General features: G+C 71.2%; 18 protein-coding genes. 13 read left to right on the plus strand and 5 right to left on the minus strand.

What is annotated here, in order from left to right; translation table 11 throughout:
* The 4 genes from KGQ19_RS41440 to KGQ19_RS41455 form a co-directional block, all read right to left on the minus strand.
* Positions 1-339, minus strand: a 339-nt coding sequence (locus KGQ19_RS41440; protein ID WP_438801898.1) for a 2-oxoglutarate dehydrogenase E1 subunit family protein, incomplete at its 3' end; no start/stop codon positions are given.
* 264 nt (positions 340-603) lie between these two features.
* Positions 604-1,854: a HAMP domain-containing sensor histidine kinase gene (locus KGQ19_RS41445; RefSeq protein ID WP_212019782.1), complete on the minus strand. Its 1,251-nt coding sequence runs from the start codon at positions 1,852-1,854 to the stop codon at positions 604-606.
* A complete protein-coding gene (locus tag KGQ19_RS41450; RefSeq protein ID WP_212019784.1) occupies positions 1,851-2,732 on the minus strand; it encodes a response regulator transcription factor in 882 nt (293 codons plus the stop codon). The genes KGQ19_RS41445 and KGQ19_RS41450 overlap by 4 nt, the downstream gene beginning before the upstream one ends.
* A gap of 103 nt (positions 2,733-2,835) precedes the next feature.
* Complete coding sequence (locus KGQ19_RS41455; protein WP_212019786.1) at positions 2,836-3,348, minus strand: tetratricopeptide repeat protein; 513 nt, start codon at positions 3,346-3,348, stop codon at positions 2,836-2,838.
* 101 nt (positions 3,349-3,449) lie between these two features.
* Here KGQ19_RS41455 and pgi point away from each other — a divergent pair, with 101 nt between their 5' ends.
* The 13 genes from pgi (at position 3,450) to rdgB (ending at position 14,567) form a co-directional block, all read left to right on the plus strand.
* On the plus strand, positions 3,450-5,087 hold the full coding sequence (gene pgi / locus KGQ19_RS41460; protein WP_212019788.1) for a glucose-6-phosphate isomerase: 1,638 nt from the start codon (positions 3,450-3,452) through the stop codon (positions 5,085-5,087).
* Positions 5,088-5,230: 143 nt separating this feature from the next.
* Complete coding sequence (locus KGQ19_RS53160; RefSeq protein ID WP_323746582.1) at positions 5,231-5,329, plus strand: putative leader peptide; 99 nt, start codon at positions 5,231-5,233, stop codon at positions 5,327-5,329.
* 121 nt (positions 5,330-5,450) lie between these two features.
* A complete protein-coding gene (locus tag KGQ19_RS41465) occupies positions 5,451-5,723 on the plus strand; it encodes a MoaD/ThiS family protein (protein WP_212019790.1) in 273 nt (90 codons plus the stop codon).
* 34 nt (positions 5,724-5,757) lie between these two features.
* Entirely contained in the window at positions 5,758-6,705 is a 948-nt protein-coding gene (locus KGQ19_RS41470) for a PLP-dependent cysteine synthase family protein (protein WP_212019792.1), read from the plus strand.
* A gap of 78 nt (positions 6,706-6,783) precedes the next feature.
* The gene (locus KGQ19_RS41475; protein ID WP_212019794.1) at positions 6,784-7,665 is read left to right on the plus strand and encodes an SCO4651 family lipoprotein; all 882 of its coding nucleotides are present in this window, start codon (positions 6,784-6,786) and stop codon (positions 7,663-7,665) included.
* Positions 7,666-7,761: 96 nt separating this feature from the next.
* A complete protein-coding gene (locus KGQ19_RS41480; protein WP_212019796.1) occupies positions 7,762-8,961 on the plus strand; it encodes an SCO4651 family lipoprotein in 1,200 nt (399 codons plus the stop codon).
* Positions 8,962-9,080: 119 nt separating this feature from the next.
* The gene (locus KGQ19_RS41485; RefSeq protein WP_212019798.1) at positions 9,081-9,974 is read left to right on the plus strand and encodes a 3-methyladenine DNA glycosylase; all 894 of its coding nucleotides are present in this window, start codon (positions 9,081-9,083) and stop codon (positions 9,972-9,974) included.
* A 108-nt stretch (positions 9,975-10,082) separates the two neighbouring features.
* A complete protein-coding gene (gene murI, locus KGQ19_RS41490; RefSeq protein WP_230420253.1) occupies positions 10,083-11,009 on the plus strand; it encodes a glutamate racemase in 927 nt (308 codons plus the stop codon).
* Complete coding sequence (locus KGQ19_RS41495) at positions 11,006-11,779, plus strand: MBL fold metallo-hydrolase (protein WP_212019800.1); 774 nt, start codon at positions 11,006-11,008, stop codon at positions 11,777-11,779. Before murI ends, KGQ19_RS41495 begins: the two co-directional genes overlap by 4 nt.
* A gap of 69 nt (positions 11,780-11,848) precedes the next feature.
* On the plus strand, positions 11,849-12,340 hold the full coding sequence (locus KGQ19_RS41500) for a hypothetical protein (protein WP_212019802.1): 492 nt from the start codon (positions 11,849-11,851) through the stop codon (positions 12,338-12,340).
* Between the two features lie 157 nt (positions 12,341-12,497).
* A complete protein-coding gene (gene rph, locus KGQ19_RS41505) occupies positions 12,498-13,229 on the plus strand; it encodes a ribonuclease PH (RefSeq protein ID WP_212019804.1) in 732 nt (243 codons plus the stop codon).
* Positions 13,230-13,321: 92 nt separating this feature from the next.
* Positions 13,322-13,897: a hypothetical protein gene (locus KGQ19_RS41510; protein ID WP_212019805.1), complete on the plus strand. Its 576-nt coding sequence runs from the start codon at positions 13,322-13,324 to the stop codon at positions 13,895-13,897.
* 52 nt (positions 13,898-13,949) lie between these two features.
* Positions 13,950-14,567, plus strand: coding sequence for an RdgB/HAM1 family non-canonical purine NTP pyrophosphatase (rdgB, locus tag KGQ19_RS41515; protein ID WP_212019807.1), 618 nt, complete (start codon positions 13,950-13,952; stop codon positions 14,565-14,567).
* Positions 14,568-14,633: 66 nt separating this feature from the next.
* Here rdgB and KGQ19_RS41520 read toward each other — a convergent pair whose 3' ends face one another.
* Complete coding sequence (locus KGQ19_RS41520) at positions 14,634-15,179, minus strand: DUF4190 domain-containing protein (RefSeq protein WP_212019809.1); 546 nt, start codon at positions 15,177-15,179, stop codon at positions 14,634-14,636.
* Positions 15,180-15,258 lie beyond the last annotated feature (79 nt).

Consider the following 15,258-nt stretch of genomic DNA (forward strand, 5'->3'; position numbering starts at 1 on the left):
GGCCGGGACCGTCGCGGGGGCGGTCGGCGCAGCCGGGGTGGCCGGGGTGGCGGGTTGGACGGGAGCCGATGTGTCGGAGGTCACAGTCACTTCGGGGTTATCAACCTTCGCAACGGGGGCAAGAGCCTGCGCGGCGGCAGAGCTGTCCGTGGGCTGGTAGTCGTTGAAGAAGTCCCACCACGCGCGGTCCACACTCTCCGGATCGCGCAGGAACTGCTGGTAGATCTCGTCCACCAGCCACTCGTTCGGTCCGAACTCGGCCAGGGTGTGCCCCGGCGTGGAGCCCGGAGTACCGGCAGTCTGATCGGTGGTTGCCTGCTGCGACGGCTGTGGCGACACGGCGGTTTCCGCCCTCTTCCGCGTGGGTGCGTATAGGAGTGCACAGCGTCCACAACCGTGCCTCGGCCGTAGACGTATAGCGGTCATCCAGGCTACGCCGGTGTGGGGCTTTAGTGCAGTCGCGCCCCGGGTTCGAGGCGCTGATCACACCGTCCGACGGGGAAAATCCCTCCATCTGACTAGGCCCGGGTTGCCAGGCCGTGGTCAAGAGTGACCAGATTCACACTCCGGCCGCACATTAGTGCGTGGTGTTCAACCGGCCGGTTACGGCAGATCGACGCGGATCACACACCCGGGTGACGCACCGGCGGCCATCGGATGGCCGACCCCGTTGCCGGCCGGGTTGCCAACGGGGTTGCCAGCCGGACCGCGCGCCGGCTTGCCAACTGAGGCACCGATCGCCGCGCCGGTGGCAACTCCGGCCGCCGCGGGCTCCCCGCCCGCCGGCTGTTCGCCAGGCTCGGCCACCGAGATCCGCCCGCCGTGCAGATCCACCACCCAGCGCGCGATGGCCAGCCCGAGCCCGGTGCCGCCGTCGGCGGCCTGCCGGGAGCCGCGGTCGAAGCGGTCGAAGACCCGGACCCGCTCACCGGGCGGGATCCCGGGGCCCTGGTCGCACACCTCGACCCGGACGCCGCCGGCCTCCAGCCGGCGCGCGCGCAGCGTCACCCGGCCGCCGGCCGGGGAGTGCCGCACGGCGTTGTCCAGCAGGTTGGCCGCGACCTGGTGCAGGCGCTCGCGGTCGGCCCGCACGGTGAGCTCCGGCGGCACCACGTCGACCACGGTGTGCGGCCGCCGATGGCCGGCGTCCTTGGCCAGCATCGAGACCGTGGCCTCGCGGGCCACGGTGCCCAGGAACTCCTCCAGCGCCACGTCCTCGCGGTCCAGCTCGACCGCCCCGGCGTCGATCCGGGACAGGTCCAGCAGGGTGTTGACCAGCCGGCCCAGCCGCTCGGCCTGCTCCAGCGCCAGCCGCATGGTCGGCGGATCGGGCTCGGTGACGCCGTCCACGACGTTCTCCAGCACCGCGCGCAACGCCGAGATCGGGGTCCGCAGCTCGTGCGAGACGTTCGCGATCAGCTCCTTGCGCTGCCGGTCCACCGCCTCCAGGTCGGCGGCCATCAGGTTGAACGCGGAGGCCAGCTGCCCGACCTCGTCGCGGCCGGTGGCGGTGGTGACCCGCCGGCTGTAGTCGCCGCGCGCGATGCGCTCGACGGCGTCGGCCATCGAGCGCAGCGGGCTGGTCATGCCGTGCGCCAGGATCTGCGTGACGCCCAGCGACAGGATCACCGCGACGCTGACCACGTACCGGGCCTGGATCCCGGCCGAGACCCCGATCGCGGTGAAGATCCCGGCCACCGACACCGAGGCCACGACCAGCACGCCGAGCTTGACCTTGATGCTGTGGAAGCGGTCCAGCGGGCGCACCTCGCGGGCCCGGCCGATCACGGTGCCGCCGACCTTGCGGGAGCGGGCGCCGACGGTGTTCACGCGCAGGGACAGACGGGAGTTCATCGGTTCGCCGGTTCCAGGCTGTCGCCGGCCGCGGGCTCGGCCTCCAGCGCGTAGCCGACGCCGTGCACGGTCCGGATCCAGTCCGCGCCGATCTTGCGCCGGACGGCCTTGACGTGGCTGTCGACGGTGCGGGTCCCGGAGGCGTCCAGCCAGTCCCACACCTCGGCCAGCAGCTTCTCGCGGGTGAGCACGGTGCGCGGCTGTCCGGCCAGGCAGGCCAGCAGGTCGAACTCGGTGGGCGTCAGGTGCGCCTCGTCCCGGTTCCGGCCGGCGCCGACCCGCACCCGGCGCTGCGCCGGGTCGATCTCCAGTATCCGGGGGCCGGCGCTGGTGCCGATGGCCTGGAAGCGCAGCGGCCGCGGGGCGCGCGCGGCGGCGGCGCCGGGGGCGAAGCCGGTGCCGATGGGGATCACGTTGCCGCGGTCGAGGCCGCCGTTCGACCCGGGCCCGGCGGTCCGGGACTCGCCGGTTCGGAGCTCTGTTGTTCGGAGCTCGCCGGTTCGGAGCTCCGCGGCCCGCTCCACCCGCCGCAGCAGCGCGTGCACCCGGGCGATCAGCTCGCGCATCGAGAACGGCTTGGTCAGGTAGTCGTCGGCGCCGGTCCGCAGCCCCTCGATCAGGTCGCTCTCGTCGTCGCGGGCGGTGACCATCAGCACCGGCACGGCCCGCTCGGCCTGGATCCGGCGGCACACCTCCAGGCCGTCGAACCCGGGCAGCATCACGTCCAGGACGATCAGGTCGGGCACGTGTTCGTGCGCGGTGCGCACCGCGGCCGGGCCGTCGCCGGCCAGGTGCGTGGCGAACCCTTCGGCGCGCAGCCGGGCGGCGATCGCCTCGGCCAGGGTCGGTTCGTCCTCGACGACGAGAATGCTGGTCACCGGTTCAGCATAGGCACGGGGCCGGCACGGGCCGGCGTCGTGACCCAGCGCTCACAGTTTCGGCACAGGGTGTGCGCCGACCTGCGCGATCTTGCTGTTCGGCCTACTCGGCCTGTTCGACGGCGTCCAAGTCCCGGGCGTAGTGCTCGATCGCCGGCCGGTACCGCAGGACTGCGGGATCCGCACTCGTCGCCGCCAGTACCTCCAGCAGCGTCCGCATCGCCTCGTGGTGCTCGCCGACGTTGTAGAGCGCCATCGCCGAGAAGGTCCGCAGGGCGTTGTCGTCGGGGAACTCCGCGAGCCCGCCGCGGAAGGCCTCGACCGCCTCCGGGTACCGGCCCAGCCCGCGCAGCGTGCTCGCGTAGCCGAGCCGGGCGCCGCGCCGCTCCTGCTCGGACAGCCCGTCGCCGGCCAGTGCCCGCTCGTAGAACGGCACCGCTTCCGTCTCCAGCCCGAGCACGTCGTGCACCCACGCGGTCTGATACGCCACGGCCGCGTCCGCTGGGAACTGGTCCGCCAGCGCGACCAACAGCTGCCGCGCCTGTTCGTGCTCCCCGGCCTCGCGCAGTGCCACAGCCTCCGCCAGGCGCGCGTCCCGGCTGTTCTTGATGGTCATAATCGCCGGACCCTACCCGTTCACCTCACCGCCGAGGCCTCTGCTCGACTGCGGCGATAGGGTTTTGACGCCGAAGTCGCACGATCGCCAGGAGGACCCCGATGACTGAGAAGCTCACCGATCTGCCGCAGTGGAAGGCGCTTGAGACGCACCACGCGGAGTTCGACCGGGTGAACCTGCGCGAGCTGTTCCAGACCGATCCGGGCCGGGCCGAGCGCTACTTCGCGCAGGCCGGCGACCTGTCGGCGGACTACTCGAAGCAGCTGGTCACCGACGAGACCCTGCGGCTGCTGCTGGACCTGGCGCGCGAGCGCGGGGTCTTCGAGCTGCGGGACCGGATGTTCCGCGGCGAGAAGATCAACATCACCGAGGACCGGGCGGTGCTGCACGTCGCGCTGCGGGCGCCGAAGACCGAGCGCATCGAGGTGGACGGCGAGGACGTGGTGCCGGCCGTGCACGAAGTGCTCGACCGGATGGCCGCCTTCTCTTCGCGGGTGCGCGGCGGGGAGTGGACCGGTGCCACCGGCAAGCGCATCAAGACCGTCGTCAACATCGGCATCGGCGGTTCGGACCTGGGCCCGGCGATGGCCTACGAGGCGCTGAAGCCCTACAGCATGCGGGAGATGCAGTTCCGCTTCGTCTCCAACGTGGACGGCGCCGACCTGTACGAGGCCACCCACGACCTGGACCCGGCCGAGACCCTGTTCATCGTCTCCTCCAAGACCTTCACCACGGTCGAGACCGTCACCAACGCCACCTCCGCGAAGAAGTGGCTGCTGGCCGGGCTCGGCGGTGACGAGTCCGCGGTCGCCAAGCACTTCGTCGCGGTGTCCACCAACGCCGAGGGCGTCGCCGCGTTCGGGATCGACACCGCCAACATGTTCGGGTTCTGGGACTGGGTCGGCGGCCGCTACTCCTACGACTCGGCGATCGGCCTGTCGCTGATGATCGCGATCGGCCCGGAGCGGTTCGAGGAGATGCTTCAGGGCTTCCACACGATGGACGAGCACTTCCGCACCGCGCCGGCCGAGAAGAACCTGCCGCTGCTGCTCGGCCTGATCGGGATCTGGTACCGGAACTTCTGGGACGCGCAGACCCTGGCGGTGCTGCCGTACTCGCACTACCTGTCCAAGTTCACCGCCTACCTCCAGCAGCTGGACATGGAGTCCGACGGCAAGTCGACGCGGCGGGACGGCGAGCCGGTGGAGTGGCAGACCGGCCCGATCGTCTGGGGCACCCCCGGCACCAACGGCCAGCACGCCTACTACCAGCTGATCCACCAGGGCACCGCGCTGATCCCGGCCGACTTCATCGGCTTCGACCGGCCGATCGAGGGCACCGACCCGTTCGGCCAGCACGACGCGCTGATGGCCAACTTCTACGCCCAGACCGAGGCCCTGGCCTTCGGCAAGACCCGTGAGCAGGTCGAGGCCGAGGGCGTCGCGGCTGCTCAGGTGCCGCACCGCACCTTCCGCGGCAACCACCCGACCACCACGGTCACCGCCCAGCGCCTGACCCCCTCGATCCTGGGCCAGCTGGTCGCGCTGTACGAGCACAAGGTGTTCGTCCAGGGCGCGGTCTGGGACATCGACTCCTTCGACCAGTGGGGCGTCGAGCTGGGCAAGGTCCTGGCGAAGAAGATCGTCCCCGAGCTGTCCTCGGACGCGCCGCTGCACCACGACTCCTCGACCAACGCCGCGATCGAGCGCTACCGCGCCGACCGCGAGCCGGGGGCGTGAGCGCCGCGCCGCGGCCCTGAGCGCCGGTGGGCCCGTCGGCACCTTTCGCCGGTGCTGACGGGCCCGCGCTTTTCTCCCGTGTCCCGGGTCTCACCGCTCGGGAACCAGGTCCGATCCGTTGCCGGGATGAATATCATGGGGGCATGCGTTCTCCCGGCATGGATCCGACGGTGCTGCTCGTCGCGCGCCGCCATGTCGACTTCGGCCGGCTGGCCAGCGCGCTGTGTCGCCGGGGCGTCTGAACCCGCGATCCGTCCCCCGCAGCCGCGGCGCCGTGTGAGCGGCACTGCCCGCGGGGCCTCCCATACGCCCTGTTCGCCCGTTCCGCCCTTCCTGGCTTTTCTCACGAGGAGATGACCGGACATGTCCGTCAGCGTGTCGATCCCGACCATCCTGCGCACCTACACCGACGGCGCCAAGCGCGTCGAGGCCGAGGGCACCACCCTGGCCGCCCTGATCACCGACCTGGACACCCGGCACCCCGGGCTCGGTGACCGGCTGCTGGACGCCGGCGAGCTGCGCCGGTTCGTCAACGTCTACAAGAACGACGAGGACGTCCGCTTCCTGGGCGGCCTGTCCACCCCGCTGACCGACGGCGACGCCGTCACCGTCCTGCCCGCCGTCGCCGGCGGCTGAGCCCGGGACCGGGAAGGACACGGAGGCGCCGCCGATGCGCTACGACTCGCTCCTGGATTCCGTGGGTCACACCCCGCTGGTCGGGCTGCCCACCCTGTCGCCGTCCTCCGAGGTGCGGCTGTGGGCCAAGCTCGAGGACCGCAACCCCACCGGCTCGGTCAAGGACCGGGTCGCGCTGGGCCTGGTCGAGGCCGCCGAGAAGGAGGGCCGGCTCAAGCCCGGCGACACCATCTTGGAGCCGACCTCCGGCAACACCGGGATCGGCCTGGCGATGGTCGCCAAGCTCAAGGGCTACAAGCTGATCTGCGTGATGCCGGAGAACACCTCCGAGGAGCGCCGGCAGATCCTGCGGATGTACGGCGCCGAGATCATCTCCTCGCCGGCCGCCGGCGGCTCCAACGAGGCGGTGCGGGTGGCCAAGGGCCTGGCCGCCGAGCACCCGGACTGGGTGATGCCCTACCAGTACGGCAACCCGGCCAACGCCCTGGCCCACTACCACGGCACCGGTCCGGAGCTGCTGGCCGACCTGCCGACCATCACGCACTTCGTGGCCGGCCTGGGCACCACCGGCACCCTGATGGGCGTCGGCCGCTACCTGCGCGAGCACAAGCCGGACGTGCGGATCGTCGCCGCCGAACCGCGCTACGACGAGCTGATCTACGGTCTGCGCAACCTCGACGAGGGCTTCGTCCCGGAGCTCTACGACGAGTCGGTCCTGACCACCCGCTACTCGGTCGGCGCGCACGACGCGCTGCGCCGCACCCGCGAGCTGCTCGCCGCCGAAGGGGTCTTCGCGGGCATCTCCACCGGCTGCGCGCTGCACGCGGCGCTCGGCATCGCGCGCAAGGCCTTCGAGGCGGGCCAGAGCGCGGACATCGCGTTCATCGTCGCCGACGGGGGCTGGAAGTACCTGTCCACCGGCGCCTACGAGGGCACCCTGGACGAGGCCGAGGACCGGATCGAGGGCCAGCTCTGGGCGTGAGCGAGGACCGGTCCTCCCCGTGACGGGCCCGATCGCGGTTAGCATCTCCGCGTTCTGACTCACAGGGGAGGGTTCGGCGTGATTCGCACGGTTTCCAACGGCTGGACGCGGTATGGCGCGACGGCGGCGGCGGTGACGATGGTCATGGCCGCCGCCGCTTGTTCTTCCTCGGGGGTGATCGGCGTCACGACGAGCTTGAACCTGGATCTGAACACAGTGAGCGCGGCCCAGGCGCTGAAGGACGCCGTCCAAGCCGGAATCGCCCGGCAGTCGGTGCGGATCCACACCGTGGCGACGCAACCGAACGCCTCGTTCACGCAGGACGGCCCCCAGCGGACCGACAGGTTCCAGCAGGATCTGACGACAGCCACCACAACTGCGGGTAAGCACATCCAGAGCGAGACCCGAGGCGACGGGAACTCCGTCTACATGGATGATCCGACGATTCCCGCTGCCGATCGGCACGGCAAAACGTGGGTGAAGCTGGATCTCACCCATCCGCCGTCGGCGAGTTCCACCGACCCGACCTTGGCGACTCTCGGGCAGCTCGCCTCCCTCTACCAGCGCGCCGACCCGCGGCAGGGTGCGTTGGTGAACCTGGCGATCCCGGATCTGCACCGGGTCGGCGTCGAGACCAAGGACGGCCGCCAGGCGTTGCATATCGCGGGAACCGTCACTCCGGACACCATGCCGAAGGTGCCGCCCGCGGGTTCCGGTCTGACCCAGGATTACCTGGACTATTTCCGGCAGCGGATGCAGACGCTGGACATCACCAAGTCCAGTATCGATGTCTGGATCGGTGCGGACGGCCTGGAGATCGAGTACATCGACACCCAATCGGGGAGCGACGGCGACACCGTTTCCGACAGCACGCTGAGCCAGTGGGGCGTCCCCGTCTCGGTCGTCGCGCCACCGGCCGACGACACCTACGTCGTGCCCGGTGGTGATCAACACGCCTGATCAACGATCCGCCCGTGCCCCCGGCGCCGGGCCTGATCTGCGATAAAGCTATGCTTCCCCCGCTCTTCGCTTTCACGATCAAGGGTGGGAAACCTCATGCCCCGCAAGCAGATATGGTCCGGCGCCGTGCTGGCGGCCGTGGCCGCGTCCTCGCTCACCGGTTGCTCCCTGAAGGCGTCGGACGGCACGCCGCAGTCCTTCGCGCAGCTGTCCTCGCTCAGCGCCCAGGACGCGATCCAGGCCGCGACCCGTGCCGTCACCGCGCACCCCAGCGCCAAGGTGCACACGGTGCTGACCGCGCCGACCGGCTCGGAGACCTCCGATGTGGTGGCGACCTTCGACGAGCACCCGACGCTGCAGGGCATGCTGGTGATGGGCTCCGGCGGCGGTGCGGCCGACCCGAGCGCGCAGACCACACCGCCCATCCCGATCCGCTACGCGGACAACGTGATGTACATGGAGATGGGCCAGAACCCGCAGCTGGCCGCCCAGATGGGCGGTAAGGCGTGGCTGAAGATGGACCTGCAGGCCATGGCCCAGGACCCGAACACCGCCGCCGTCGGCAGCGACGTGCTGGAGAACACCTCCCCGAGCAAGGGCCTGATCCTCCTGGCCGCCGCCAAGGACCTGCACCAGGTCGGTGCCGAGCAGCACGGCGGGGTCCAGACCATGCACTACGCCGGGGCCCTGACCGGCGCCGACGCCACCGACCCGAACCTGGTCGGCCGCGGCCTGACCCAGGAGGACTCCGACGTGGTGGCCGACGCCCTGGCCCAGGGCCAGGTCACCAAGCTGGGCTACGACGTCTGGCTGCGCGCCGACGGCCTCCCGGTCGCGATGACCTTCACCGAGGTCACCCCGGCCGGCACCCTCACCGGCGAGATCGACTACAGCGACTGGGGCGCCCCGGTCGCGGTGCCCCCGGTCCCGGACAACCAGAGCGCCGACTACATGGCGATGGTGAAGCAGGCGGAGGCGGCGCAGAGCAGCGCTGAGCCGAGTGGCGCGCCGAGCTCGTCGGACGGGGGCTCGGACTCCGCGACGCCGAGCTCGCCGGGCACGCCGAGTTCGCCTGGCACGCCGAGTTCCCCGGCGACGCCCAGCACGCCCAGCACGCCGAGCACGCCGACCCCAACCGGCTCCTCGACCGGCGTGCCGTCGACACCGACCCCGACCGGTTCGAAGAGCCCCGGTTCCTCGGGCAGCTCGACCTCCTCGACCTCCTCGACCTCCTCGACTTCCTCGACTTCCTCAAGCGGCACGGCCACTTCGACCGCTTCCAGCTCGGCTTCCTAGTCGCATGCCGCCTGGGCTGAGCTGCGATAGACAGCTCAACCCAGGCGGCATCGTTCATTGAGGCACCCGCGTCTGAAACCCGATTCGGCCGGGTCGCACCCACCGGGTACCGTCGAAGCGTGAGCGAGATCCTTCCCGAGCCCGTCTGGCGAGCCCGCGAAGCCGCGCACCGGACCCGCGTCGCCGCGTGGACCGAGCCCCATCTCCGCCGCCGCGCCGGCAATGAGGCGCATCCGGTCATCGACTTCCTGTTCACCTACTACTCGCACCGCCCCGCGCGTCTCCTGCGCTGGCATCCCGGCCCCGGTGTGGTGCTGGCCGGGGAGGCGGCCCGTGAGCGGTTGGCCTGGCGCGGCTATGTCGAGACCTCCGACGGCGTCACCCTCGATCCCGCCGAGTTCACCGACGCCCGGCGCCGCACCGCCGAGTTCGTCCGCGCGCTGCTGCTGGCCACCGCCGGTCGGGAGCCGCGCCTGGCCTGCTTCGGGCTGCACGAGTGGGCCATGGTCTACCGCCTGGGGCCCGAGCAGGTGCGGCACTCCGCGCGCCGGCTGCGGCTCGGGTCGGCGGGCACCGATCAGGTCGTCGAGACCCAGAGCATCCGCTGCTCGCACTACGACGCCTACCGCTTCTTCACCGCCGACGCCGTGCCGCTCAACACCTTGCGCCCGACCCGCGAAGAGCAGGTCGCCAACGAGCAGCCCGGGTGTCTGCACGTCGGCATGGATCTCTACAAGTGGGCCTACAAGCTGGACCCGTTCGTGCCCTCCGAGCTGATCGCCGACTGCTTCGCGCTGGCCGCCGAGATCCGCGAGATGGACATGCGGGCCAGTCCCTACGACCTCGCCGAGCTCGGCTACGCCCCGATCCGCGTCGAGACGCCGGCCGGCCGGGCCGAGTACGCCGCGATGCAGGCCGAGTTCGCGCGCCGGGGTGCGCCGTTGCGCCGGCGGCTCGTCGACGTCTGCGACGCGTTGCTCGCCCGGTCCGGCGGCCCTGACCGGGCCGACTGAAAAAAGGCAGGTCAGCCCGGCTGTGACCAAAAGCACCGCTGAGACAGTGGCCACATCGAGCGGTCCAATCGCCGACGTTCTGCGGATGGAGCCGTACGCTGTCACCTCATGGCCGCACCACCGCCTTCGCACGCCGCCCCGGCACCCCGGGACGCGCCCATCGGCATCTTCGACTCCGGTTTCGGCGGGCTGACCGTCGTCCGCGCCCTGCTGGACCAGCTGCCGCACGAGGCCGTCAGCTACTTCGGCGACACCGCGCGCCAGCCCTACGGCCCCCGGCCGATCGCCCAGGTGCGCGCCTATGCCCTGGAGTGCATGGACAAGCTGGTCGAGTCCGGCGTCAAGATGCTGGTCATCGCCTGTAACTCGGCCTCCGGCGCGGTCCTGCGGGACGCCCGCGAGCGGTACGAGATCCCGGTGGTGGAGGTGATCCGGCCCGCCGTCCGGCTGGCCGTGGCCGCCACCCGCAACCAGCACGTCGGTGTGATCAGCACCCGGTCCACCCGGCGCTCGATGGCCTACGTCGACGCCTTCGCGGCCGCGCCGCAGATCCAGCTCACCACCCAGGACTGCCCGCGCTTCGTGGAGTTCGTCGAGGCCGGGGAGACCGCGGGGGAGGAACTGCTGCGGGTCGCGCACGAGTACCTCGACCCGGTCGCGCGGGCCGGCGTCGACACGCTGATCCTGGGCTGCACCCACTACCCCCTGCTCACCGGAGTCATCTCCTACGTGATGGGGGAGGACGTGGTCCTCATCAACAGCGCCGAGGAGACCGCCAAGGACGTCTACCGGGTCCTGGCCGAGAACGCGCTCATGCGCCCCGGTGACCTCCCCGAGCCCGTGCACAGCTTCACCACCACCGGCGACCCGGAGCAGTTCCTGCAGATCGGGCAGCGCTTCCTCGGGCCCGAGATCGGCCACGTCCACCAGGGCCTGGTGCCCGGTGCGGCGCCGGACGCCACCGATCCGCGAGACGTCGCAGAACCCCGCGGCGCCACCGAATCCCGATACGCCACAGTTGCGGAGTCCCCATGAAGCTCACCGTGATCGGTTCCTCCGGGTCCTTCGGCGGTCCCGGCAACCCGTGTTCGAGCTACCTGGTCGAGCACGACGGACACCGGGTCCTGCTCGACTTCGGCAACGGCGCGCTGGGCGAGCTGCAACGGTACGGCGACATCTACGACCTGCAGGCCGTGATCCTGTCGCACCTGCACGCCGACCACTGCGTCGACATGTGCGGGTACTACGTCGCGCGCAAGTACCGGCCCGGCGGCGAGCCGCTGCCGCTGCTGCCGGTGTGGGGCCCGGCCGGCACCCGCGAGCGGATCGCCAAGGCCTACGACACCGACGACGCCGAGTGCGAGTCGGTGTTCACCTTCCGCAACGTGCTGGAGGGCGCCGGCGAGGGCGCGACCGCGAACACCTTCGAGACCGGGCCGTTCACCGTCCGCGTGTCGCGCGTCGACCACCCGGTCGAGGCCTACGCGATCCGGCTGGAGGCGGCCGGGCGCACCCTGGTCTACTCCGGCGACACCGGCCCCTGCGCCGCCCTGGACCACCTGGCCAAGGGCGCGGACCTGTTGCTGGCCGAGGCCTCGTTCGAGGAGGGCCGCGACGACGGCCTGCTGGGCCTGCACCTCAACGGCCGCCAGGCCGGGGAGAGCGCGAGCGCCGCCGCGGCCGGCCGCCTGGTGCTGACTCATATCCCGCCGTGGACCGACGCCGAACTGAACCTCACCGCCGCCAAGGCCGCCTACGACGGCCAGGTGTTCCTGGCCACGCCCGGCGCGGTGTTCCAGATCTGAGACCATGATGGGCATGGGGGAGCGGCGCCCGCCGCCGCCCTGTACCGCAGCACCGGAGAGGACTTGACTGTGCCGACCACCATGCTCGTCGTCGAGAAGACGATCAACCAGCACGACCTGGAGTACGTCGTCGGCCTGCACGCCGACAACGTCGAGGAGGGCATGGCCGCCGAGAACTACGTGATCGTGGTGCCGGTGGGCAAGGAGAACGGCAAGGTCCTGGCCACCCTCGACGACCTGGCGCTGGGCAACTTCAAGGGGGCCGAGGAGGACTCGCACGACGAGCCGCTGAACGAGGCCGTCGTGGCCGCCCGCGCGGTGCTGACCGGCACCGTCGAGGCCTTCCAGCAGGCCGGCAAGCAGGCCGTCGGCGAACTGCTGGCCGGGCCGCCGGTGGAGGGGCTGAAGGAGATCGCGGCCAAGTACGTGGCCGATGAGATCATCGTGCTGACCGTGCCGCACCTGGTCGAGGAGTTCTTCCACCGGGACCTGGCCTCCCGGCTGCGCAAGGCCACCGACCTGCCGACGCTGCGGCTGCTGGCGCACGTGGCGCTGGACTGAGGCGCTTGCGGGTTCGCCGGACTGAGGCGGCGCAGGTCCGCCGTGCTGTCGTCGGCTGCTGAGGCGGCGCGGCGAGCCCGCGGCGGTGCCTGGCGCAGGCATCGCGCGCCCCGCACCGCCGCCCTCGCCCGCCCCGGTGGTGGGCTAGGGTCGACACATGTCAGCAGCACGCGTCGACGGCCGCAAAGCCGACCAGCTCCGTCCGGTCACCCTGACCCGCAAGTGGTCCATCCACCCCGAGGGCAGCGTCCTCGTAGAGTTCGGCCAGACCAAGGTGCTGTGCACCGCCAGCGTCACCGAAGGCGTCCCGCGCTGGCTGCGCGGCAGCGGCAAGGGATGGGTCACCGCCGAGTACGCGATGCTGCCCCGGGCCACCAACACCCGCGGCGACCGCGAGTCGGTCAAGGGCAAGGTCGGCGGGCGCACCCAGGAGATCTCCCGGCTGATCGGCCGCGCGCTGCGGGCCGTGGTGGACACCAAGGCGCTGGGCGAGAACACCATCGTCGTGGACTGCGACGTCCTCCAGGCCGACGGCGGCACCCGGACCGCGGCCATCACCGGCGCGTACGTGGCGCTCCAGGACGCGGTCACGTGGATGCGCGACAAGAAGATGATCAAGGCCACCAAGGAGCCGCTGGCCGGTTCGGTCTCGGCGGTCAGCGTCGGCATCATCGACGGCGTGCCGATGCTCGACCTGTGCTACGAGGAAGACGTCCGGGCCGAGACCGACATGAACGTGGTCTGCACGGCCGACGGCAAGTTCGTCGAGGTGCAGGGCACCGCCGAGGGCGCGCCCTTCGACCGCGCCGAGCTGGACGCGCTGCTGGACCTGGCCACCGCCGGCTGCCGCGAGCTGGCCACACACCAGGTCAAGTCCCTGCTGAGCTGACCGCCGGTCCGCACGCTCTTAACCGCACCTCCTATATTGTTCGGAGCCTCGCATACGACGGGGCTCCGAATGTCTTCCACAGGGGGTGGATCATGACCGGGCGGCTGCGCGCGAGCGTGATACCAGGACTGCTGGCTTCGACCGCACTGGCACTGACGGCCTGCGCTTCGCAGGGCACGATCGCCGCGAGCGCGTCCGGCGGGACCACCGCGCCGGGCACCTCGGGCTCCTCGACTCCGGCGCCGGCCACTTCCGGCGGGGCCCCCGGCAGCGTCGGCGGCAGCCAGGACTCCGCGGCGCCATCGACCCCGGCCGGCGGCTCCTCGCCGAGCACCGAGTCCTCCGCGGCCCTGGCCTCGTCGATCAAGAGCCTCAACGACACCTGGACCGACCCCGGCTGCAAGACGGCGCTGGCCGGGTTCAGCGGCTATCTGTTCGCGCAGCAGGCGGGTCTGTTGCAGGGCGTGGCCGCTCTTCCCGGTGCCATCCAGCAGGTCCGCGCCGGATCATCGCAGACCAGGAAGCCGCAGGCGGCGGTGGCGATGAACCGGATGGTCAACGACATGACGGCCATGCAGAACCAGGCGAAGCAGGGACAGAAACCGAGCCCGGGACCGCTCAAGAGCGACTTCCAAACGATGGGCACGGTCTGCTCGCAGCAGCCGTGAGTGTGCTGCCCGGCGCGCTGCCGGCCTCCGGCACAGATCTAGACTGGCGCCCATGCGCCAGATCGTCCTCGCCACCCGCAACGCCAAGAAGATCACCGAACTCGAGCGGATCCTGCTCGCCGCCGGCCTGACCGATGTCGAACTCGCCGGCCCGGAGCTGTACTCGGCACTGCCCGAGATCCCCGAGACCGGTCTGACCTTCGCCGAGAACGCGCTGATCAAGGCGCGCGCCGTGGCCGCGGCCACCGGCCTGCCGGCCGTCGCCGACGACTCGGGGCTGTGCGTGGACGCGCTGAACGGCATGCCGGGCATCCTGTCCGCGCGCTGGTCCGGCCGCTTCGGCGACCTGCCGGCCGGCCCCGGCCGCGACGTGTCCAACCTGCAGCTGGTGCTGGATCAGGTCGGGGACGTTCCCGACGAGGCCCTGGGCGCCAACTTCACCTGCGCCGCCGCCCTGGTCCACCCGAACGGCACGGAGCACGTGGTCGAGGGCGTCGCCACCGGCCATCTGATCCGCGCCCCCCGCGGCGACGGCGGCTTCGGCTACGACCCGATCTTCGTCCCCGAAGGCGAGACCCGCACCACCGCCGAACTCAGCCCGCGGGAGAAGGACGCGATCAGCCATCGCGGCCGCGCCTTCCGCGCTCTGGTGCCGCTGCTGAAGGACTGACGGACTGAAGGGCCGGCTGACCGAGGGCCGGCTGACCGAGGGCCGGCTGACCGAAGGACCGACCGGCTACTTCCCGATCGTGCAGAGGTGGTCCATCTCGTGCAGGTCGGCGTCGAGCTTGCCCTGGTCGCCGTTCCCGGCCGCGAGCGCGGCGTAGTCGTCGTGCACGGCCGTCACCGTCGAGCGCACATCACTGCGCTTGGACTCGCTGGCGGCCTTCGCCAGATCGTTGACGAGCGTGGTGACATCACCCTGCACCGCGTTCGTGTCGCCACGCTTGGAGTCGGCATCGATCTTCTTCGACTGGTCCAGCACCGCCGACTTCCCGTTCCGGCATCCGGCGTCCAACGCCGACGGCTTCGACGCGATCGCCGCCCCGCCGAGAATCGCCGCCGCGGTCACCAGGATGGACAACACCAGAGCCGTGATGGCCAGCCCCCGCCCGCGGGCCTTGCCCCGCGCGGTCTTCACCATCCCGACGACGGCCAGCACCAAGCCGACCAACGGCACCCAGAACAGGCACAGCGCGACTATCGCCACCGCGCTGGTCACCGAGGGCGGCGTGGGCAGGGAGCCGTAGCCGAACGGCGGCATCTGGCCTGGCCCCGGCATTCCACCCGGCCCCGGCATTCCACCCGGCCCCGGCATTCCGCCCGGGCCTGACATCGGCCCCGGCGCCTGACCCGGGAAT

This window comes from Catenulispora pinistramenti (assembly GCF_018274385.1).
Lineage (GTDB): Bacteria > Actinomycetota > Actinomycetes > Streptomycetales > Catenulisporaceae > Catenulispora > Catenulispora pinistramenti.